At 36.3% G+C, this 21,498-nt stretch carries 24 protein-coding genes, 1 tRNA gene and 2 pseudogenes; 11 read left to right on the top strand and 16 right to left on the bottom strand.

Translation table 11 applies throughout. From position 1 onward, the window contains the following. From WIW52_RS07730 to WIW52_RS07685, 10 genes and pseudogenes are all read right to left on the bottom strand, one after another. A pseudogene (locus WIW52_RS07730) lies at positions 1 to 262 on the bottom strand (IS701 family transposase); the annotation flags it as partial. A gap of 243 nt (positions 263 to 505) precedes the next feature. Next, the gene (locus WIW52_RS07725) at positions 506 to 955 is read right to left on the bottom strand and encodes an alanyl-tRNA editing protein (protein WP_337700122.1); all 450 of its coding nucleotides are present in this window, start codon (positions 953 to 955) and stop codon (positions 506 to 508) included. 69 nt (positions 956 to 1,024) lie between these two features. Beyond that, a complete protein-coding gene (locus tag WIW52_RS07720; RefSeq protein ID WP_337709679.1) occupies positions 1,025 to 1,417 on the bottom strand; it encodes a universal stress protein in 393 nt (130 codons plus the stop codon). Between the two features lie 131 nt (positions 1,418 to 1,548). Beyond that, on the bottom strand, positions 1,549 to 2,112 hold the full coding sequence (locus WIW52_RS07715; RefSeq protein ID WP_337709678.1) for a DUF3501 family protein: 564 nt from the start codon (positions 2,110 to 2,112) through the stop codon (positions 1,549 to 1,551). Further along, positions 2,105 to 3,301 (bottom strand): heterodisulfide reductase-related iron-sulfur binding cluster, encoded by a 1,197-nt coding sequence (locus tag WIW52_RS07710; RefSeq protein ID WP_337700116.1) that lies wholly within the window; start codon positions 3,299 to 3,301, stop codon positions 2,105 to 2,107. The genes WIW52_RS07715 and WIW52_RS07710 overlap by 8 nt, the downstream gene beginning before the upstream one ends. Further along, positions 3,298 to 3,732, bottom strand: a complete 435-nt coding sequence (locus WIW52_RS07705) for a rubrerythrin family protein (protein ID WP_337700114.1) — start codon at positions 3,730 to 3,732, stop codon at positions 3,298 to 3,300. The genes WIW52_RS07710 and WIW52_RS07705 overlap by 4 nt, the downstream gene beginning before the upstream one ends. Positions 3,733 to 3,808: 76 nt before the next feature. Continuing rightward, positions 3,809 to 4,204 carry a CBS domain-containing protein gene (locus tag WIW52_RS07700; RefSeq protein WP_337709676.1) on the bottom strand — a complete coding sequence of 132 codons (396 nt, stop codon included), beginning with the start codon at positions 4,202 to 4,204 and terminating at the stop codon, positions 3,809 to 3,811. After that, on the bottom strand, positions 4,201 to 5,019 hold the full coding sequence (locus WIW52_RS07695) for a helix-turn-helix transcriptional regulator (protein WP_337709675.1): 819 nt from the start codon (positions 5,017 to 5,019) through the stop codon (positions 4,201 to 4,203). Before WIW52_RS07695 ends, WIW52_RS07700 begins: the two co-directional genes overlap by 4 nt. A gap of 71 nt (positions 5,020 to 5,090) precedes the next feature. Then, positions 5,091 to 5,435 (bottom strand): DUF1634 domain-containing protein, encoded by a 345-nt coding sequence (locus WIW52_RS07690; protein WP_337709673.1) that lies wholly within the window; start codon positions 5,433 to 5,435, stop codon positions 5,091 to 5,093. After that, a complete protein-coding gene (locus tag WIW52_RS07685) occupies positions 5,428 to 6,285 on the bottom strand; it encodes a sulfite exporter TauE/SafE family protein (protein WP_337709672.1) in 858 nt (285 codons plus the stop codon). Before WIW52_RS07685 ends, WIW52_RS07690 begins: the two co-directional genes overlap by 8 nt. 179 nt (positions 6,286 to 6,464) lie before the next feature. Between WIW52_RS07685 and WIW52_RS07680 the strand changes: the two genes are divergently transcribed. Then, the gene (locus WIW52_RS07680) at positions 6,465 to 7,325 is read left to right on the top strand and encodes a sulfite exporter TauE/SafE family protein (RefSeq protein ID WP_337709670.1); all 861 of its coding nucleotides are present in this window, start codon (positions 6,465 to 6,467) and stop codon (positions 7,323 to 7,325) included. Continuing rightward, positions 7,315 to 7,697: pseudogene (locus WIW52_RS07675) on the top strand (DUF1634 domain-containing protein). Before WIW52_RS07680 ends, WIW52_RS07675 begins: the two are co-directional and overlap by 11 nt. A gap of 124 nt (positions 7,698 to 7,821) precedes the next feature. On the opposite strand, the gene WIW52_RS07670 reads toward WIW52_RS07675, so the two are convergent. Then, the gene (locus tag WIW52_RS07670; RefSeq protein WP_337709668.1) at positions 7,822 to 8,280 is read right to left on the bottom strand and encodes a hypothetical protein; all 459 of its coding nucleotides are present in this window, start codon (positions 8,278 to 8,280) and stop codon (positions 7,822 to 7,824) included. A gap of 33 nt (positions 8,281 to 8,313) precedes the next feature. Here WIW52_RS07670 and WIW52_RS07665 point away from each other — a divergent pair, with 33 nt between their 5' ends. From WIW52_RS07665 to WIW52_RS07650, 4 genes are read left to right on the top strand one after another with little or no spacing between them, the layout of a single operon-like run. Beyond that, on the top strand, positions 8,314 to 9,243 hold the full coding sequence (locus WIW52_RS07665) for a glycosyltransferase (protein WP_337709666.1): 930 nt from the start codon (positions 8,314 to 8,316) through the stop codon (positions 9,241 to 9,243). Continuing rightward, complete coding sequence (locus tag WIW52_RS07660; RefSeq protein WP_337709664.1) at positions 9,209 to 9,727, top strand: hypothetical protein; 519 nt, start codon at positions 9,209 to 9,211, stop codon at positions 9,725 to 9,727. The genes WIW52_RS07665 and WIW52_RS07660 overlap by 35 nt, the downstream gene beginning before the upstream one ends. Then, positions 9,724 to 10,167 carry a hypothetical protein gene (locus tag WIW52_RS07655; protein ID WP_337700094.1) on the top strand — a complete coding sequence of 148 codons (444 nt, stop codon included), beginning with the start codon at positions 9,724 to 9,726 and terminating at the stop codon, positions 10,165 to 10,167. Before WIW52_RS07660 ends, WIW52_RS07655 begins: the two co-directional genes overlap by 4 nt. A 30-nt stretch (positions 10,168 to 10,197) precedes the next feature. Then, complete coding sequence (locus WIW52_RS07650; protein ID WP_337709662.1) at positions 10,198 to 10,992, top strand: mechanosensitive ion channel family protein; 795 nt, start codon at positions 10,198 to 10,200, stop codon at positions 10,990 to 10,992. 81 nt (positions 10,993 to 11,073) lie between these two features. Here WIW52_RS07650 and WIW52_RS07645 read toward each other — a convergent pair whose 3' ends face one another. Continuing rightward, the gene (locus WIW52_RS07645) at positions 11,074 to 11,658 is read right to left on the bottom strand and encodes a DedA family protein (protein WP_337709660.1); all 585 of its coding nucleotides are present in this window, start codon (positions 11,656 to 11,658) and stop codon (positions 11,074 to 11,076) included. 41 nt (positions 11,659 to 11,699) lie between these two features. Here WIW52_RS07645 and WIW52_RS07640 point away from each other — a divergent pair, with 41 nt between their 5' ends. After that, the gene (locus WIW52_RS07640) at positions 11,700 to 13,112 is read left to right on the top strand and encodes a cation:proton antiporter domain-containing protein (protein WP_337709658.1); all 1,413 of its coding nucleotides are present in this window, start codon (positions 11,700 to 11,702) and stop codon (positions 13,110 to 13,112) included. 143 nt (positions 13,113 to 13,255) lie between these two features. On the opposite strand, the gene WIW52_RS07635 is transcribed toward WIW52_RS07640, so the two are convergent. Continuing rightward, the gene (locus tag WIW52_RS07635; RefSeq protein ID WP_337709681.1) at positions 13,256 to 14,848 is read right to left on the bottom strand and encodes an APC family permease; all 1,593 of its coding nucleotides are present in this window, start codon (positions 14,846 to 14,848) and stop codon (positions 13,256 to 13,258) included. A 303-nt stretch (positions 14,849 to 15,151) separates the two neighbouring features. On the opposite strand from WIW52_RS07635, the gene WIW52_RS07630 reads away from it, so the two are divergent. Then, positions 15,152 to 15,670, top strand: a complete 519-nt coding sequence (locus WIW52_RS07630; protein ID WP_337700086.1) for a hypothetical protein — start codon at positions 15,152 to 15,154, stop codon at positions 15,668 to 15,670. On the opposite strand, the gene WIW52_RS07625 is transcribed toward WIW52_RS07630, so the two are convergent. Further along, on the bottom strand, positions 15,663 to 16,775 hold the full coding sequence (locus WIW52_RS07625) for an MFS transporter (RefSeq protein ID WP_337709656.1): 1,113 nt from the start codon (positions 16,773 to 16,775) through the stop codon (positions 15,663 to 15,665). The two genes, WIW52_RS07630 and WIW52_RS07625, sit on opposite strands and share 8 nt — an antisense overlap. A gap of 61 nt (positions 16,776 to 16,836) precedes the next feature. Here WIW52_RS07625 and WIW52_RS07620 point away from each other — a divergent pair, with 61 nt between their 5' ends. Continuing rightward, on the top strand, positions 16,837 to 16,965 hold the full coding sequence (locus WIW52_RS07620) for a hypothetical protein (RefSeq protein WP_337700083.1): 129 nt from the start codon (positions 16,837 to 16,839) through the stop codon (positions 16,963 to 16,965). An 85-nt stretch (positions 16,966 to 17,050) separates the two neighbouring features. After that, a complete protein-coding gene (locus tag WIW52_RS07615; RefSeq protein ID WP_337709654.1) occupies positions 17,051 to 17,383 on the top strand; it encodes a hypothetical protein in 333 nt (110 codons plus the stop codon). Positions 17,384 to 17,718: 335 nt separating this feature from the next. Here the strand turns inward: WIW52_RS07615 and WIW52_RS07610 are convergent. Together WIW52_RS07610 and WIW52_RS07605 are read right to left on the bottom strand one after the other, a co-directional pair. Beyond that, positions 17,719 to 17,810: transfer RNA gene (locus WIW52_RS07610), tRNA-Asn, on the bottom strand. Positions 17,811 to 18,777: 967 nt separating this feature from the next. Next, complete coding sequence (locus WIW52_RS07605; RefSeq protein WP_337700518.1) at positions 18,778 to 18,963, bottom strand: hypothetical protein; 186 nt, start codon at positions 18,961 to 18,963, stop codon at positions 18,778 to 18,780. Between the two features lie 209 nt (positions 18,964 to 19,172). Here WIW52_RS07605 and WIW52_RS07600 point away from each other — a divergent pair, with 209 nt between their 5' ends. Next, entirely contained in the window at positions 19,173 to 21,485 is a 2,313-nt protein-coding gene (locus WIW52_RS07600; RefSeq protein WP_337709652.1) for a hypothetical protein, read from the top strand. The last annotated feature ends 13 nt before the right edge of the window (positions 21,486 to 21,498 follow it).

Genomic DNA, 21,498 nt, shown 5'->3' with positions numbered 1-21,498 from the left:
TCACCAGCCCCGACAGGACCTTCAAGTAGTCCTTCCACGCGTCTTCGAGTTCTCCCAACGCCTCTAGCAGGTTTGCGTAGTCTAACCCGAACGTCTCAGCAGCATTCTTCACGCTGGCCCTCCCACCTAGCAGGGTCATGAGGACTAGCGCCAACCCGACCTTCCTGCTCCTCCCGTTCCTCCTGACCACGCCCAGAACTTGGTTGACCGCCTTGACCAGCCTCTCCTTAGCCAGTTCGACCTGTCCCTTCCGGTTTGACATCTTTTCAGTATGAAGACGTCTAAAATTAAAAACTTCTCGCTAATACCGACTTCTTGGTATTACCTCCCTAAGATTCCCATAACTGCTGTATAATATTTACCTTAGTAGTTTATATTTGAAAATATAGCCTATTGTCAACTATATATTTTATATAGTATTTAAAATTTAGTAAATTATCTACACGCTAAAATCTCTTACGGAAACCCTAACTTTGAAGAACTATAAACTTAGGACAATTACTCATTACTCTATGTCAAAAGATACCTCCAACAACTTTTTTGTATTTCTGTACCTCCACTTATCTCCTATGATCTTACCTATCTCTCCAGTGGACTTAGTGTGTTCTTTGTTACATGCGTTTATATTCCAGTCAGGTGGGATAATGACTATTTTTAGTATTTTAACCTCTGATGGAACAGGGAAGAGATCGTAGATCTCGTCACCATATTTCCTTTCAGCTTCTTCTCGAGATAATTCCTCTATGATTATTGGAATGTTTTCATTTACCTTGAAATTTGCCAACTGGAAAACCTTTTCCATTTCTTCATCTGTGGGCTTTCTTTCGGACACGACTGTTATCCTGCCGTGGTTACCGTTAGCGTAAGTGCTTGCCGTCCACTTAGTTCCCAAAACCTTTCTCAAAGCACCCTTCACTATATGCAATGCCGTATGTGTTCTAATTTGAATATCCATATAAAGAATGTTTTACGTTTAACAATATAAAAAATTATATTGTTTAATATATTATTTATCGACTGAGGACTACTTTATTACCAGTACCGGTACGTGAGATTTATTTAAAATAGCTTGAGAAACGCTACCTAGAACTATCCTCTTTAATCCAGTCAACCCCCTACTAGCGGTAACTATAATATCACACCCTATTTTACTGCAGTATTCTATTATTGCATCTGGGACGTCTAAACTTTCTAATATATCTGCCTTTACTTTAAAATCGGATAATTCCTTCATAACCTCCTTCTGTGCTTCTTCCGCCTTACTTCGTTCCTCAATTATTTTCTGCTCTGGAGATCTAGGAGGTTCTTTAACTACTGTCACTAAATAGACCTCGTCTTCCTTCTTTAATATTTTAGGTAAAAATAATATTGCTTTTTTTGAATACTCAGATCCGTCATAAGCTACTACGTATTTCATAAATCACCTTTCTCTCAGAATAGTATATAAATGTTGACAAGTAGAAGTTAAAAATAGTTTAGATTACACATAAGTATTATTAAATTTTATTTAAACCAATGCCTTTCAATAATCGAGATTATAAAAATATTTTAACATTCCTCGTAAGCCTCTTTGATAAGTTCTCTAGCCAAATCCACATCTAACTTCTTCGATACACGGTAGTTTTCGTGAATTACATGAACCTCTATATCGTCGCTTTTAGCCCCTTCTAAATCGAAAGTTAAGTACTGTACCGTACTAAAAGCCTCACCTTGCTCTCTACCGGCTTCCGGCATTCCTTGAATTAATTTATCACCTACTTTCAGAAACACTGAGTTATATATCCCCTTTAGCTCCTTAAAGACCTTCAACAAGTCTTCTTGGTCAAAGGCGTTAATATAAAGAGTAGCCTTTATTTTACCTCCGCAAGGCAGTAAATCACTGTAAATCTTTATTTCTCTCTCGATATCTTCTTTCTTCTCCAGCCTGTCAAGATACACCATCTCTTGAACTTGTTGTAGTACAGTGTCTCTGTTCTCGAAAAGAAGTGTCAACCTATTTCCTAAATCTATCCTTCTTCTACTTTTTACCTTAACTATGAATTTAACCCTCTCCATTCTGATCTTTGCGTATTCGTTCCAAGGAATTATATCATGAAGAGTTATTTTACCCATTTTTCATAGCCTCCCTTATAACTTCTAATGGGTGAAGGGGTCTTCTTCCGCTCGCTTTAGTAATTTGAAGTCCAGCTAGTGGGCACTCGGTCATAAATACTTCAGCCTTACTCTCCTTAAATGCAGTCATCATTTTACTCCCTACATTTTTAGCTTTCTCATAATTTCTCAATCCCCATCCCCCATCTATTCCAGAGCAACCCTTGTCTGAGATCTCTATCTTGGCTCCCATTCTCCTTACTAAATTCACCCCACTATAACCCACTTTCAGATATTTCAAGTGACACGGCGGATGGTAGAAAACAGACTTAGGGAATTTCCCTCTTACTTGTATTTTTCCCTCACGTTCCAGCTTTAATAAATACTCTAGCGAGTCATACACCTTTATCTCATCCTTACCTAGTATTAACGGGTATTCCTTGGATAGCATTAACGTACAAGTTGGGATAGGGGACACTATATCGTAGCCTTCACTGACAAGTTTTTGCATTAACGCATAATTATGTTCGGCATTCTCCTTTAGCCTCTTCACGTCACCTACATCTAGCATAGGTGCTCCGCAGCATTTGAACTCCTTGACTATCTTTACTTCTATTCCCAGATTTCCGTAAACCTCAAGCAATGCTTCGCCGACCTCGTGGTTAAAGTTGTCCACTAAACAAGTGTGGAAAAGGGCTACCTTCTTTATCGGTTTTTCAACCTTCACGGGTTTTGCTATGAAAGTAAATAACTCCTTTTTCATCTCCGGCATCGGTGCGTCATCACTTATTCCCATAAGCCTCCTACTGTGCGGATACATCTTAACAATGAAGCCTCTACCTATCTTAGTATAGTCGAGCATCTCGTTTAAAAATTCCCTGAGCGTTAACGGCTTTCTGCCCTTATAACTTAACCAAACCCATTCCATCAAGTCGGCAAAGTCCATTTCAAACTCATGTGGTGGTGTGTAAGGACAGTTTGTATAGCACATTTTACAATGGAAACAGTCCGACGCAATATCAACGGCATCCTCATATGTCAGGTTTTTGGGTCCCTTGGAGTCGGTTAGCTTAAAAAGTTTCGGAAAGGCGTAACAGTAGTTAAAGCAAAGCCTACACCCGTGACAAATAGAGGCTTGTCTCACAAACTCTGATGTGATTAAAGAAGTATCAAAAAAAGACTTGTCTTCTGGGTTCAACACCAGTTTCATTGCTCTCCCTTTAATATCTTAAGTACGTTCTGGAATTTTTCAGCATGGCTTTTCTCTGCTCTCGCAAGGGTCTCAAACCACTCGGCTACTTCATTGAATCCCTCTTCCCTCGCTACCTTAGCAAAACCAGGATACATCTGGGTAAACTCGTAAGTTTCTCCAGCGATTGCAGATTCTAACATCTCCTCTAAAGTTCCTATGGGCTTGTCAGTAGCTGGATCTGTTAACCCTCCTTGTCTTATGAAGTCTAGGTGACCGAAAGCGTGGGCTGTTTCTCCCTCGGCAATACTCCTTAATAACTGAGCTATTTCTGGATAGCCTTCTTCATCCGCTCTCTTGGCGAAGTAGAGATATCGTCTGTTAGCCATCGACTCTCCCATAAAGCCGTGTTTAAGGTTTTCAGCTGTTTTAGTACCTTTTAGGTTTACCATAGCTATTAATTATTAGTTATTCTGAATATAAAAACCTTTCTAGTTAAAGTTTATTTTTAATTAAAAATAGTTCTAATTACCAAAAGGCTAGATCAAGTGCTATGCTACCTACAGCTTTAACGACGTCCTTTATAGAAATCACACCTACTACTTTACCTTCTTTATTTAGGACTACGAGATGCCTAATTCCTCTTGAACTCATTAGTGCCACAGCTTCGCTTATGTCAGCATCACCATCAACAGTAACGGGGTTTTGGCTCATTATCTGGTCTATTGAAGATTCTAGAGGAATCCCGTCAGCTATTGCATAAATTATGTCCCTCTCTGTCACTATACCTATTGGATTATAATCTTTGTCAGTAATTACTATTGAACCTACGCTTTCCCTTTTCATTATCTCTGCGGCTTGTTTGATGCTTATTTCGGAATTAGCTGTGACTGGTCTTCGATTTACGAGTTGGATTATTTTCATATATTATTATCATTCTCACCTACATTTTTATTTGCAACGTATCTGATTTTATTCCTCTCTCTTATTTCCTCAACGTATCCAAGACTTATCAGTTTCTTAACCCTCCTATAGGCCGTAGTTCTAGGCAGGCCCGTTATCTTACTAATTTTAGCTAGAGTATCTGCCCCTTGTCTTATTGCTTCTAGAACTATTTTGTCTCTTTCATCTAGATTATTATTATCTATTTCAACTTCCACACTATCTAGATTTTCCTGGACTTTTTCTTTTCTAAAATTTTTGAGTAATAAGTAAGCAAGTGTTATTGTGGAAGTTACGCTAATTATCAGTAATACTACTAACATAATAAAAAGCCCGTTTGTATTTTGATTATACTTTAAAGTTGAAACAGAAGGTGAAAACACTATAGTTATATTTGAACCATAGAAAGTAAGATTTAGAAAGCCGCTTTGTGTTATGGTAGATGATATTGGGGCTGGATACAAGTATAGTAACTGAGTCTGATAAAGTAGTATAATACAAATTGAGGAGTTATAAGGTTGTGAAATCTTTATTACTCCGTTAATTTTAGCTTGATAAGTTAGAACAGAATTGGGATTAGCTAGAAGAACCTTATTATTCTGCAATATGAAATGAGAACTAGCCTGTAATCTAGTTATGTTTTGCAATGGAAGATATACTACTGATTGATTATAAGTCCTTATTATTACAGTCCCGTTATAAAATATTGTTTCAGCGACTGAAGAGGAGACTCCAGTAGATAACATAGATAGAGTTATCAAAAATGAGAGAAGCGTTACTAAGCCCAGTAGTTTCACACGTTATAATAAAACGACTAAGGAATTAAATTTAACATAAAATAGGGAAGTAGAAGGAAGAAAAACCTATCTTAATGCAACAATCTAGGCATTATAATTATCGCAAAGATCAATAACGACAAAACTACTAAACTAATAATTATATAGATCTTATCTCTCTCCGTAGAATATATTATTATTTGTTCTCCGACTATTAGAACAGGCAAGGAGATTAATATAATTAGACCGTAAAGAGAAATATTCAAAGGATTGTTAAGGTTAAAGATATCATTAATATTTGATGTATTATATGCGTATATGTTAACAGAGGAGTTATTGTGCAACGCAACGAAAATTAGCATTCCGCCTACAATTAGTATAGAAGATATAATAACCCCGTATCTAAGTGTTGAACTTATGACCTTCCTTTCATCCAAAAATACCAAGCCCCCTCAAAATTAGCTGGATTCCAAGAGCCACTAGTACTAAAGTAAATATTTGCCTTAACCTTCTACTCAAAAATCTGTTTAAATACCTTGCTCCTAACGAAGAACCCAAAAATACACCAGGAACGGTAGCCGCGATTATTATTGGATCTATGAGACCTAGTGCCCAATATACTCCTGAGCTAGTTGCCGCTGTTACACCAATCATAAAACTGCTAGTAGCGGTACTTACTTTAAAAGGTAGGTTCATTCCAAAATCCATAGCTAATACTTTTAATGCACCAGAGCCTATACCTAATAATCCTGAAACGAGTCCAGCGATATACATTCCAGCTAGCCCAACATGATATCTTACTCCATGATAACGGATCTTTTGTCTTAAAGCTTCGTCGTAATACTCTCCTTGTAACTTCATTAATTTTGATAATCCGTCTGGACTTACATATGCTGGAACCTCACTAGACATTCTTATAAAATTAGGTATAGTTGAAAATATTAATACTATACCGAATATTATGTCCAAAACTGTAAATAACTTATACTTTTCAACTAAAAATTCTAGGAATGAACCAGTTATAGCACCAGCAGTTGTAGCTATTTCTAGAGATATAGCAATCCTCATATTAGCTATTCCAGCATTTAGATATCTAGATCCTGAAGAGGCTGAAGTAGATATTGTAGAAATTAGGCTTGTTCCTACTGCGTAAGGCACTGGAACGCCTAAAAATAGAACTAATATTGGCGTTAATACTACTCCTCCACCCAAACCTGTCAAACTCCCTAGTAACCCTGCGACTATCGCTGATAAGAATAGCAAAACCAAAAATAACTCAACTAACATTTCGATAACTCACATTCCTATTAGTGAATTAAAATTTTTTCTTAATTTTCATAAAAGCGTCACTATGATCGTTATTTTATTAAAATTCCAAACTGTAATTTTTATAAGATTTTAATTAAAGAGTGTTAATATAAATAAGAGGTGACAATCTTAAAACCAATAGATTAGAGTATTAAAGTATGTTAGAGCCATTACAGTTTTTTATTACGATAGTAATTATAAGTGCTCTTTCTGGTATTCTTGGTGCATTAACCGGCCTAGGTGGAGCAACATTTCTTGTCCCTATTTATACCTTATACATGGGAATTCCTATAGTTTATGCTTCAGGAGCTAGCTTAATTTCCACAATAGCAACATCTAGCGGTGCTGCTAGCGCATACATTAAAGATAGAATCACTAATATCAGAATAGGAATGGGATTAGAGATAGCAACTACTTCTGGTTCTATTGTGGGTTCCCTAACGACAGCCTATATTTACTCACACAACTTACAGTTTATCATATACATAGTTTTCGGTATAGTCTTACTCTCGCAAGTTTTTGTCCAGATATCTAAATCTAAATATGAACTTCCCAAAGCCGTAAAACCGGACTGGACTACTAAGGTATTCGGATTATACGGAAAATATTATGACACCGCCCTAAATAGGCAGGTCGAATATATAGGAATAAGATGGTGGCTTGGGGAAATAATAATGTTTTTTGCAGGGTTTATCTCAGGACTTTTAGGAATAGGATCGGGTGCGTTAAAAGTTCTGGGTATGGACTGGGCTATGAACTTACCTATGAAGGTAAGTACCACTACTAGCAATTTTATGATAGGGGTTACAGCAGCTACTGGTAGCTCGATTTACTGGTTATTTGGGTATATTCAGCCTTTCCTATCCGCTGGAACAGCTATTGGAGTTCTTATAGGAGCTTATATAGGAACTAAAATTTTAGTAAGAATTACCAATAAATCCATAAGATATATCTTTACAGCGATTCTGATATTTTTAGGAATACAAATGATAATAAGAGGGACGGGGTTTGGATTTTAATGACATTATAGGGTACGCTTTAAGAATAGGAGTAGTACTAAGTGCAATATTTATAGTATTAGGCATAATCTTCCTTTTTACTTTTCAAGGTTCAAACGGATTTAGCATAACTCAGATAGCATCTCTTAACTCAATAGTTAACAGTTCCATTTTTATGCCATACGAAATTCCTTTAGGGTTACCTACCCTTCGTCCTCTAGTTATATATATTTAGGACTAATGATCTTAATAGCAACTCCCGTGATCAGAGTACTCTTAGGAATTATCCAATTTGCTATAGAAAGAAATAAGTTATATACTATTATAACAATTGTTGTATTCTTTAATTTAATGTTTGCAATTTTCCTATTACCCATATTAATAGGTAAATAGCGCATCTTTCTCAATGATTTTTGATAATTTTTCTGTAGTTTTTACTTAATATAATATGTAATTCTTTACTTATCAGGAATCAATCTATCTTATAAAAATTCTATCTCGTGTATAATAATGTATCCTATTCTTCATCAATCGAACTTACACTAATACTAACGTTAATTTCACTTATATTTAAGTACCCAGAATAAACCACACTGAATTCCTCTTCCACTTTATAAACACCTTTATCTAACTCAATAGTAACAGATGCATTATGAATCGTTAAGATTATTACTTTTTCTTCATGATGTCCTTCGTGTATTAATGTTATTATTACTAGTGCATAAGTTATATTGTTACCGTTATTAACTAGAGAGAAAGTGACTTTAGAATCATGTGTTAAGACCAATTTTACGGAACGCGTAAAAGATGATGTATGAGAATTGATTGAAGAGTAAGAACTTGCAAAAGAATTAGTAGAAATATTCCTAGCATAACCTATGTATTGAGTCTGCATTACGTGAGACAATAAATAAGCTAAGTAAACATTAGCCAGCACGGAGATTATCAAAAGAATCGCCAGTAATTTAGTATTCACAAATAAATACTGTGAAAACTAAGTTTAAAAGATATGGCTAAAGCAACAGTAGGAATTCCTAGTTTGTTAAGAAAATCTTTACATAAAACATTAAGGGCATTGATGCAGCAGTCAGAAGACGATTTCGATATTCTAATCACCTATAAAGGTAACTTAACACGTGAATTTGAAGAATACGAAAAAGTTCTTAACATAAGGTTTCTAAAACAAAAAGAAGGACTTTTTGAGGAAGGATTGAATTTAGTTTTAGAAAATGCAGAAGGAAAAATACTATTAACTACCGATGATGATGCAATTCCGGACAAAAACTGGGTTATGGAGCACGTGGAATTCCACGAGAGTAATAGAGACGTAGGAGTTATTTCAGGTGAAATCATAGGAAAGAAATGGATCAATTATCCTAATAGTTTATACATGAGATTCAAAAAGACAGACTTCATGCATGAATATTCGCCTGCCTTCTCCGAATATAAAGCGTATTTAACAAAGACAGGTTTCAGTGTTGACAGAGAGAAAGGTTACGGCAAAAGTATTGCAATAGCGGGGGTAAATATGAGCATTAAAAGAGAAGTGTACTCGAAAACAAGAGTTCTAACTTATAGCTTAAGAGGAAGTTATAATGAGTCTTATATTGCTGTAAATGCAATAAAATTAGGATTCCATTCAGTTGTGATGAAAAAAGCTAAAGTAGTACACTTAGACAATGACTCCTTATCTAGACCATTGAATAACGATTGGGAATTAAGAATCGAAAAATTTACTTCTCCTTATATGTTTAACTTTCTTTTACCTGTAGATTTGGGGTTATTAAGGAGGTTACTTGACCAAGTTGAAATGGAGGAAGAAAAGATTGGAATAAGCATGGCAATTGAAGGAATTGAAAATAAATTACCCCCCAAGAAATTTAGGGAGAGGTTGAAAGAGATAATTGAAAAAAGTAGAAATATGTATTACGAAAGGTAACAAAGCAGGAATTAAGGGCGAAAAAGAGGAAGAAGTTCTCTACGTCGAAAACAACTCAATCAAAAGGACTAACAGTATAAAAGAATGTATAGTTACGGATTTCTCAATAAACACTGATCTTCTAACTTTTCGCAAAATAGAAATTAAGTTACCATTCTCTAGTGAAGAACTAAACCTCTTAAAGGCTCTTTATATCGTAACTGGAAAGGCGAAACATGAAGTGTTAACTTATGATAAAAAAGTGAAAATCCACGTTGATATACCGTTCAGGGAACTAAAACTCAGCCAGAATATAGAAGTAAAATTTACAAGGTTCTGTGGTGATTACGGCTTACTTTTCCCTCACTATTGTATTTCCATGAACAATTTAGCGATCTACGGGCATAACAGAGAAAAGGTTATAGAAGCTTACGTTACCCTCAAGGAACTAGTGGAGGAGGTAGGAAAAGTTTTATTAAAACTCAAAGAAGAGGAAATTGAATGAGTTTTAGCAAAATTATCGATTATTATTCATACGTCATTGCACTAACAATATTATTTATAATCATAGCTCTAGCTTTTGGACCTTTAGCACCAATAGATGAACCTACGCATTTCCCTAATTACGACCTACAAATTCCAGTAGGTTTGTCTTTCTCCGGCTTTATCCTTCTTATGTTCTTCATTGTTTTCACTGTCCTGTTCTGGGGATCTAAAAACATGATGATTAACTCATTAATCGATGCCTCTGCTCTTTCGTTTAGCATAATAAATTACCTGAATTTTTATTTAATCTATACCATTTGGAAACCAGAAATGATAATCCTTCCCTTCTTTTTTTATATAAAATACGGTGCAGCGCCACCAGAATTGGTTCTTGACTTCGGTCAAATAACACTTGTAGTATTTTTTTATAGATTATATAGAAGACTTAAGTCTAGTTAATCTTTTTAGTAGTAGACTCTAACCACTTTTATGCAATGGAGGAATCAGCTCATTAAAATTTTAGTTATATTAGTAGCTTTAGCAATACTTTACTATCTAACGGGAGTTATCTTAACTTTACTAATACCAAACCTACCGAAGTCAATTATTTCAACCGTATCTCAGATAGAGCCAGACATAAAGACTGGAATCAGCGTTGTTATTGTTGCTATAGGAGGTTATCTGGTAATAAGGTTGATTCAACAACTGCTTTCAATGACACTCCTTGCTAAACTTGAAAGAGGGGTAGCAAATATTATAAAATTCTCTTTAGATGTAATGTTCTACACTATATTAGTTCTACCTATACTTACGACACTTCACGTAAACCTCACAGGTGTCGTGGTGGGAGGTGCTGTAGGCGGTATAGTAATAGGCCTTGCGGTTCAGACAGTAGCCCAAAATCTCCTTTCGGGTGTTTTAGTTACATCAAGCAGGACTCTAAGCCCATGTGATGCAGTATCGTTAATTTCTTGGATTTGGGGATCTCCCATTATAGGAGAGGTAAAGAAAGTCTCTCTACTCTTTACAGAGGTTCTTACTATTAACGGGAACCTAGTAAAGATACCTAACTCAGCCTTTTTGGGTAACACAGTATTCTATAAGCTGGAGAGAACTGAAGGGGGATTAGTTTATCCATTACAAGTCAATGTGAATGCTGATGTGGAAGGAGAGAAAGTTATGGAGAGAGCTAAGGATATCCTGAAGGACTACCTTAAAGACGAGAACCAAATTCCTAAGATAGTTTTTCCAGTAAAAACGGAGGAACAAACGTTTTTACGGTAATTATAAACTTAAATAACGTAAACAATCTTAACGATTTGATTAACACAGTAAATAAGGCTTTTGATCAAGCCTATTGGCGAATTAAGAACGGGAAGTGAACTTAAGTCTATACAAAATATAGGTTGCAACTACTATAATGAATACTATAAGTATCACTTCTGAGAACTTCTCGGCCAACGTGATTACGTAATCAACTTGTTGGTAAAGCTCAAAACCTGCATAAGCTAACGAGGAATCCCAGATTAAATGACCCAAAAATGTGAAAATTAAAAACTTTGCTAAATTCATCCCAGCCAATCCAGCCGGGAATGATATTAACGCCCTAAACTCAGGAATAAACCTGAAACCAAACACAGCCGCTACACCATACTTTTGAAACCATATGTTAAGTAGTCTTTCCTTCTCCTCGTCAAACATAACGTATCTTCCAAACTTCCTTACGAATTTTGGCCCTAGCTTTAATGCCAAATAATAATCTACAATAGACCCCATTAGGCTTCCGATTGTCCCTATTAATACTCCTACAACTATATCGAGATAACCATGTTTCGAGAAATAGCCAACCAAAGGCATTATAACCTCACTGGGTATTGGAAAACCTATCCCTTCAAGAATCATTAAGGCTAAGATCGTGATGTAACCAGAAATTCCTTTAAATACATACATCGGTAGTCTTTTTACCGGTAAAGCATAAAAAGTTCTTTGCTATGGACACCGCTGTAACCAGTCTATTATATCTGGGCGTATTGCTACTAGCAGCTAAGTTGATGGAAGAGCTATTTGGAAGACTTAACCTCGTAAGATTTGTAGGGCCAATACTCATGGGAATTATCTTAGGCCCTGGTCTTTTGAACCTAGTGAAACTTAACGACATTGTATCGTTTATTGCATCGTTAGGAATAGTATTTTTACTTTTCCTCGCAGGAGCTGAGGAAATAGGTGAAAGATTTAACGTAGATAAAAAAGACTTACTAACATCACTAATAGAGATAATAATACCATTAATAGTGATCTCGTTAACCTTGTATTATTTAGGGATGTTTGATTTAGTTATTGTAATACCTTTGGTAATGACTAGTGTAGGACCTTTAACAAGACTACTTACAGACATAGGTATAGCGAAGGAAAAGTTAGGTATAAAGATCTTTAACCAATCAGTACTAAACGAGATCATATCGATCTTCACGTTCTCGATAATTACCCACCTTTCTCTCTTACAGCTTATAGGCACGGTATTACTTGTAATCTTAATAACCGTCTCAGGTAAGTATATAGCGAAAACACTAGAAGCTGTAGAGGGGTATTTTAAAGTTAGGGAAGTAGAATTCGCAACAATAATATCAATTATACTTATCGTAGGTTTCTTTGCGGACATTTACGGATTCAACTCGGCTATAGCCGCCCTTTTCTTGGGCTTTTTACTCAGAGACTACTTTGCAGACAGACCTCATCTAAGAGAGAGATTACATGCCTTTACCTACGGCTTTTTCGAGCCTCTTTTCTTCGTGAGTATAGGACTATATTTTGTCAGGATAACTCCGCAACTCCTCTTCTTATCGGTAGCCTTGTTCTTAGCCGTCATCACAAGTAAGTTCGTCTCGGGTTTTCTAATGGCGAAAGTTCATAACATAGACTTAATACTTAACGGAATAGGAACATCGGTCAAAGGAGGAGTTGACGTCTCCTTGCTGATCACTGCATTGTCTTCAACACTTATATCTCAATTTCAATACTCTTTCACAACATTAACTATAACTTACGTTGCACTCTTCTTCCCTCTCATATTTAGGTTGAAGTACGGAAGACCTAAAACTGAGACTAAGAAAAAATTGAATCTAGGTATACCAGTAAAAGAGGTAGTAGAAGAAAAAGTGTTTATAACATGTGGTGATAATTTGAGACAAGTAGTAAACTTAATGAACGATAAGAGAGTTAGAGCATTAGTAGTAGTTAATGAGGGAATGAGACCTATATCAGCAATCACTACGGCTACTTTATTAGAAATTGATCCAGCTTACTACGAGAGATTAAACGTTTGCGATGTAGGATTAGAAGATGTGGAAATTGTAAGCGAGCAAACTAAGGTGATAGATGTGCTTCGAAGGTTCAGAGAAACGTAGACATCAGTAATAGCCGTAGTAGATAGAGAGGGTAAACTATTAGGTGCAATATATGAAAGAGAACTACTAAGAAAAGTAATCCAATAAAACTTTTTGGTATAAAATCAAGACGTTTTACTTAAAAAACACTTAAATGATGGAAACTACTCTGGAGGAATTTCTTTGAACAATATACTTAGATCTATTCCTTTTCTCTCATTATAAATGTAGGCTATCGTGTAAATTGCAATACCAGAAGCATAAATTACCGCTAACGAAGCTAGAGTAGGTGGGTTTATCGACAATAGAACTGGATTACCCCATGTAATAGCAAGAATATATATTAGGAACGCAAACACACTGAACCCTACTATGCTAACTATCGGCACTTTACCTATGGTCTTTCTATAAACTACTGTATTCCTGAACAAATTAGCCCTTAAGAAGGGCATAAGAGCTATTGAGAGAGCGAAAACAGCATATCCTATCTCGAACACGACGGTTGTATCTACAATCGCTATTGGAGTATTAAATGCGTATAGTAAAACTCCTATTTCACCTAGTATTCCCACTAGTATTGTAGCCTTTACTGGAGCCTTTAGATTTTCGTTGACGTCTGCTAGCCATGCAGGCATTATGCGGTCAAAAGACCACGCAAACAAATACCTGACTAACGCTACAACTAGTGGTGGGTTGCTGTAGAAATTAGGTAACCATAGGGCTATGAACATAATAATGAAGAGGGGTAAACTATGTGTCGTTATGAACGCGAAATAAGGAGTGAAGTTACCTATACCCTGTAAGGTATTATATACTGTATCGTTTACCCCGTTATTACTTATATAGCTCCATGCGGTTAGAAACTTGTAACCGAAAGCATTTAAGTTAAGATAAGTAAAGACAATATAGTAAATTGCTATAATCAAGATCGAAACTATAGTTGCATACAACACGTTTTGTTTAGGCTTTTTCATTTCACCACTCCACGACGCAGGTAAGTTATACCATGTATAATAGTACCACACCACGGGTCCTGCCAGCATAGTAGCATAAAGTGTAGGATAAAATGATAAACCGTTAGAAATAGCGTCATTTATCACTTCATTATATGCGTCCGCTATACCGGTATTCTGTGCTAGTGCATTAGCAAAGTCTGAAGGGTGAATAGTAGCTAAAGCACTAAACATGATGACTGACGTTATTAGCGATATTATTCCACCATAAAGTACGAACTTCCACTGATAGCGCGTAAATGCCCCCAATAAGGAGGACATAATTACTACTGTAGTTCCCAGCGCGATCTCAGCTTGAGTAGTACCTAAGAAATTTCCTATTGATAAAAAATAAGAATTGTTATAAGCCAAACCTATCCCAGAGAACAAGTAGGAAAACCACTGGGCTGCCAAATAGCTATAATAGCCTAAAGATAGTGCGAACCCTATGAAAAGACCCCAATAATTGACAAAGCCTACAGCAGGATGAACAGCCCTACTGTTAAACACGTAATCTCCTCCGGCTCTAGGCATGGAAACCCCAGCTACATAGAATAGGAAAGCCGTACCCAGAGTCGCGGGTAACATGAATAAAAAAGAAAGTATCCAGTTAGCCCCGGGGGCTGTGAAGAGCCACGACAGTATAAGGATTGGAACTCCACCGGTTACGAGACCGAATGTCGCTGACATTGATGCCCACGGGCTCACTTCCCTAACTAACCCGGAGCTTTCCCTGAGAAATAAGGACTTATTCTCTTGAGTCATTTCTCCATTTTTCACGCGTTACAACAGCTCTATTAAACTTAACTATGTGGAGAGCCTTCAAAAAAGCCTTAATTAAATTCTGTAAAGATAAACTCTTCAAAAGTGAATCGAAATTAATTTCTAAAAAAATACATTATATAAAACTTTAAAGTGATCAGTTGTACTATCTACCTACTCAACATTTTTACAATGTTTAAAGATAATTAGAATATACTTCTAGACTTATCTTTTTATACCTGAGGAAAAAGAGATTATAAAATACAACACAAGACTTTACATCTGAAAGTAATAAACAATATCTTAATGCCGCGAATTGAAATTTACACTAACTTACTTGAATTTCGTAACTCCATCTCAAATTACATAATGGGGGACGTTAATGAAGAGGGATGGTATTACGTCATCGGCATAGAAGGGAAATATATTTACAAACAAGTAGGAAACTACGTGATACTTGTGAGTAATGACTTTCCTAAAGAGAAACTTAAAGATCTAGAAAATGTAAAACTCGAAAGGTTAGCTGAAATTCTTGAAAAACCCGGAAATGTTAAGTACGTGCTACCGCTAGAACTAAAAAACTCCACCGTATCTACCACGAGTGAACTATGTCTAACACCATTCCCAGGTGTTGATCTGGTGAACGATCTCACTAAAGACTTTCAATACAAGGAGAATGAAAATGGATGTTTGACAGTCGAGAGCGAAACTCATGACCTCAAAAGGGGTATTGAAAACGTAATAAAGGGGCTGTCTCTTTACTATAAAATAATAAGTGAACAAGAAGACATTGCGGTAAAGACAGCACTTTCATTTCTTAGCTGACAACCTTAGAAGAACTACCCTTTGTTACTAAGAAAACGAGTAAGAAACCGATTACGGCATTAATAAGGACAAAAAGTCTGGCGTAAAAAGGATCGTAAAGTAATAACAAACTGAAAACAGTACTACCTAATAAACCAGCTACAGCCTTTCCAGTGTAGAGAATAGCATTATTAGAAGTAGAATATTTTTCCCCGAATAAATCACCAGATAAAGCAAAGAAGAGAGTTATCATAGACCCTCCAAAAAAGCCTATTAATAATACAGAAGGAACTACCAGATTAAACAAGAAAAAAACACTACCTAGAATCATTACAAAAAGTACCGCAGAAGTAGTCCTCTCCCTGCCCAGTTTGTCCGAAATATAACCGATAATAGGTCTACTAATACCGCTGAGCAAGGGAAAGATTGTAACTAATAGAACGAGGAGATCTTTAGGAGAAAGTACGGAAAGAGAGGAAGAGAGAACAGTTAGGGGCACGGCTGACGTTGCAAAGGAGACATATATCAACCACCATGTGAGTGTTCTGACCACTTTAGTTGGCTTTTCACCCTTCACTCTCTTGGGATAATCTACTATGAATAATAAAACGGGCAGTATCATTAACTCTACGAGTCCAATCTCAAGGGTCGGTAACCTGAAGTTTGTGGCTGAAGTAATAAAGGGATTTGCTATAGCTGAACCTAAGCCGAAACCCAAGGATACAAAGCCCGTTGCAAATCCTCTCCTCGTAGGAAACCACTTGACAGCTAGGTTAGCTGCTATCCCGTAAAGGATCCCTTCGCCGATACTCCCGAGAGACCAGAACATGTAAAATTCGTAAATGGAAGAGCTAAAAGATGTCCCCAAAAAACCAAATGCCGAAAGTAAAGCCGAGATAATACCTATTCCTTTAGGTCCCCTATAATCAGCAATACCTCCCCCTACAATCTGGAAGGTCGTAGAAAATACTGTAAATAGAGTGAAAGCTACCTCGATCTCTACCAAGGAAGCATTAAGCCCAGACTTAAATAACGGTAGGAGTGCATTCCAGGCATACTGATAAAGAGAGTTAAATGACATTACCACAAACCCTATTACTATTATAAATGTTCTACTCCTAACCATTTACTCCCTTACTTCTATTTTGTGACAAAGTTTTATATACGGTTGTTGATAGGTTTTCAAAGTGGGTTATAAATCAAGACTCTATCATATAGGTAAGTGGAGATACTATTTAAGGGCAAGGTACCACCTGATGATGAGTAGGAAAATGGCAATAAAGGTGGCTAAGAGGAGATGGTTAGATAAGTTCTAGCGAGCAATTACACCAGTGTATGGTCTATACAATTTTACGATTTTATTGCTTAACACATTTTAATGACGAATTATAAAGATTCCATATGGCAAAAGTACTCTTCCTAATAATGTCAGATGATCAAAAGTTCGATATGGGAATGAGAATGGCATATAACAGTCACTTTAAAAAGAGATATGAAGATGTGAAAGTAGCCTTCTTCGGGCCTAGCCAAAAAAGATTAACGAAACTCGAAGGAGAAACTAAAGAAATGTTTCAGAAAATGCTCGAGGAAAAAGTGATAGATTCCGCTTGTATTGGTGTTGCAAAGAATGAGGGGTTAGTAGAGAAACTAACCGAAATAGGAATAAGGCTCGAGCCAATGGGAGACAGAGTAGCATATTATATTAACAACGGATATGAGGTAATAACATTCTGACTGGGAAACCACAGGTTATTTTTCTATAGACCATATATTAAGATTATTGTGAATTTTTTGTAAAAATCTATTTAGCAAGAGGACATAAACTAGTCCTAATATATGACTAATACTTAGTGAAAAACCTTATACCCTAATTTTTAAGACTAATTCTAGGATTAATAAAGATTGTATGCAGATAGAGATTATATAGATAAATTTAATCCGTAGAATAGTGGTACTTGTTATACTTTATAAATATCACAAAAAGTTCACAAGAATCTTCGAATTTTGAAAGAAGGGAAACACTAACTTTTTAAAAAAGATAGAAACAACAAATAGAATTTTCTACAAGGCGCCGCGGGGTGGACTCGAACCACCGACCACCGGGTTTCTATGCCGAACCCGGTTTAACAGCCCGGCGCTCTGCCAACTGAGCTACCGCGGCACCGCGTTATTTAATACATCAATTTAAACTTTAATGTTTTTCGATAAGTTTTCCAGCTGTGAAACCGTTATGAAGTCTAAGGAGGGAATAATAATACCGATTAACATTTTGAAATCTTTGCAATTACATATACGTTGGTACAAAATAAGTGACGAGTGAGTCATAAAGATATAATGAAGAGAAAGACTATTTAGAATTAATAGAGTAATTACTATTCTATAAATCATTTCTTCATCCAGTAGGCTACTCCTTATCTGTTTTCCTTAGTAAGATTAAACTCATAAAATTCAAGATAAAATACTATAGTGTTAGTATAGAATATTATACAATATCTGAACAAGTGTTTTCCTCATCTAAGCTATCCTCGTTCTTTTCTCGTACTTTCTCAGCTATTGAAGCCCAGTCTAAGGAGTACGGAATAAATGACCCTGTAAGTGTTCTAAAAGAGGAACAAATAGAATTTAAAGGACCTTATCCTCTCCTATTCTCATTTCCAGATTTTATAGCTATAAAATCTAACCCCCAATATCGATTGATTAGAAATAGATTATGAAAAGGGTGATAACCAGACAACTCAATTAACCGAGGAAGTTAAGGAATCTCATAACAGTATTACGAAGAAGATAACTGATAAGAATTCCCTAAATGCAGATGACGTTTTTTACGAGAGACGGTTTATGTTAAAAGAAGATACTAAGAACTATGCAAAGAAATTTCTTGATTATATACTTGATGTGAGTCTTAAAACGTACGAGAAACTGTTAAAAAGATTTTTGGTCTGGAGAAAATTAAAATAACATAAATTCATTCACTTATAGACCTCCTAGTAGAACTAGACGAATAAATGATGAAGCTGAGAGTAATTAAAGTAGTTTACTTTCATCTAAGTTTGTTATTCTAATAATGTGTAGCATTCTATACTTTTTCATACACTACGATTAACTAGCCTTAAAATATCCGTTTGTCCCTACACTCTCATTTCAATTATTTTATGTTCATTCATGATCGAGTGTAGGGACTTAGCTCTCAGCCACCTACCAAACTTAACGGTAGGTGGGTCATGGGACTCCTTCGAGCCCAACGGCACGGGACTCACATCTCTGCAATCACTCCCACCCTTTTGGGCATAGCCCACATCGGTGTGAGAGATCATCATATAGCAACGAAAAAATGTTATAAACAGATATAAAAAGATCTCTGTTAACGTGAGAAAGGATTCAGCCCAATCTTTACGTTAATAAACAGCAGAATTGAAACTATAGTAATTGTAGATAAATTACTATCTTTTATACTTATTTAAAGGTTAACATGATTTGGTAAAAACTTTATAAACCTATTCTCGTTACGTGTTTTTGAATTAAAATGGCGAAAGGCTCAGCTATTGTCTTCGGTGTAGTAGTCGTAATATTATTAATAGCAGCTGCGTTCGGTTTTTATGAATACTCAATAGCTAATAGCAATTTTTCAAATGCTGAATCTTCTCTATCAGCACTTAGTTCTAGTTCAGCAGCTCTCCAAAGCAGTTATAGTCAGTTAGCGCACAACTATTCTGTGTTAGAGCAAATGTACTCATCACTTATGCAGAAAACCGCTACTTCAACTGTTACATCCACTGTTACAACGACTCAGACTGTTACAGCAACTTCAACACAAACTGTAACACAGACTTCAGCTACATCAGCACCAATAACTATTTCACCTTCCGAGGGAGGCGCGTTAGCTGCTGTAATGCAATTCTACGATGGAATAGCTATTGAGAACCCTGCTGATGTATTACCTTTCTTAGCTCCTAACTTTACAGCTACGATAATTGGAGAACCATTCCCTGGAACTTACAACTATATGAGCTTTAACTCAACATGGTTAGCTGACTTCTTCGGTACTTATGAAACAGTTTACTTCTACACTACAGCTTTACCTACAATAACTATGTTATCGAACGGAACTTATGAAGTAACTGATGTAGTACAATATTTCGTGGCACCTACTAGCGATCCTATTTACCTGCAAGTATTCAATGCTTCTAATACTATAATTGTACAGAACATAGGAGGAAAATTATTAATAACAAAGTTAATTTGGAATGGAAATGAAGTTCCACCTTCAACTGTAATAGCTGGATATCCATCCCAGCATGAAATGCAAGCAAACCAGATTCTAGAGGAATACCTATGGGAGGTAAACTCCTTAGGCGCTGAGTTCCCTGGCAATGTGACAGCTAAGTATTTTGCTCCTAATGCAATATTACAGATTAATGGCGTTCTACCGCCAGCTCTTAAGAACGGCACTTATTCAGGCTTATCAAATATTGTAAACTTCTTTAACCAATGGGATAACAACTTTATTTTCGCCCTTGAGTACCTACAAGACTTAACACCTAGTGGTGTTGCAATCCCACCTACAGTTCAAGTTAACTTATCACCTAATGGTAATAATGCAACGTTAACAGTCAATGATACTGTAATATTCGGATTCTTAAATGAAGGCGTTCCGGGATTCCCAGCAATTTATGATATGCATATAAGTGTTACCACTTACTACGTCTATAATTCTACTGCTACGGAATGGCAAATAGAGAGGCAGGTTTGGAACGTACAAGAGGTTCCAATCCCATCTGATACTGTATACTATCCATTAGGTCCAGCAACATTTAACGTAGTAGCTGAAAACACCGTAACAGTTAATGCAACTCAAGGTGCTGTATTACAAGCAGGAAACATAATGGCTGTAATCCAGCCTGGAACTTATGCATATAATATGAAGCTGAACAAGACTTTTAGTGTTTACAACTTCTCACTAATAATATTCAGTATGACTGGAGTATATCCCCCCAATGGCACAGATCTAACGCCTTTATATGCATTTGCGTTTGCTATTAACGGTCAAATATCACCTGTTTGGAGCTTAGTTACTAACGCAATGAAGCCAAGTCCAGCTTACACAATAGTGATGGGAGGTAATACATACTGGACATCATGGACATGGTTCGGAGGTACATTTAACGGTACCACTTATGTAGGAGGTAGTTACAAGTTCGCTGACCATTGGATATATGGACAAGACATAATGGCTAACATACAGTTCTTCAAACCAGTAATTTGGATATTCGAATCCTCACCTACACCAGTAGGGGTAGCCCCAACTCCAGTCTCAATAACACCGTCTCCAGTATTCGGTCTTAATCCAGTAGCAAGCTACACTTACGAAGTTAACGCAAAATACGGCGGCGTAATACAAGCTGGTAACATAATTACAGTTATAAAGCCTGGATCTTATGTAATTGCTAATTCCACTGGAACTCCTATGAACCTAACAACTTACAACTTCTCAGTAATATTCTACCAGCTGAACAACGTACCAAACTACAATGGTGGAACTCCTGTTTTGGCATTCGCCTATGCAATTAATGGCTACGTAGGTACAAAGGATTACTCAACACAGCAATGGATAACGATAATAATGACACCGTCTAATGGTGCTAAGATGTACACATGGTTAGCTAGTGGATATGTGTTCCAAGATCCGATATTATATGGTAATGGAGTGGTAGTAAACTTGACTTTCTTCAGACCCGTGCCATGGATATTAACATTGCCAGTTTCATCATCTTCATCATCTACAAGTAGTATGAGTTCAATAAGTTCTAGCACCTACTCGTCTACCGTAGGATATTGAGGGTAAATTAAAT

The organism is Stygiolobus sp. RP850M (assembly GCF_037389295.1).
Taxonomy (GTDB): domain Archaea; phylum Thermoproteota; class Thermoprotei_A; order Sulfolobales; family Sulfolobaceae; genus Stygiolobus.
The sequence above is the reverse complement of the archived record's forward strand: the minus strand, read 5'-3'. Positions and strand labels throughout refer to the sequence as shown.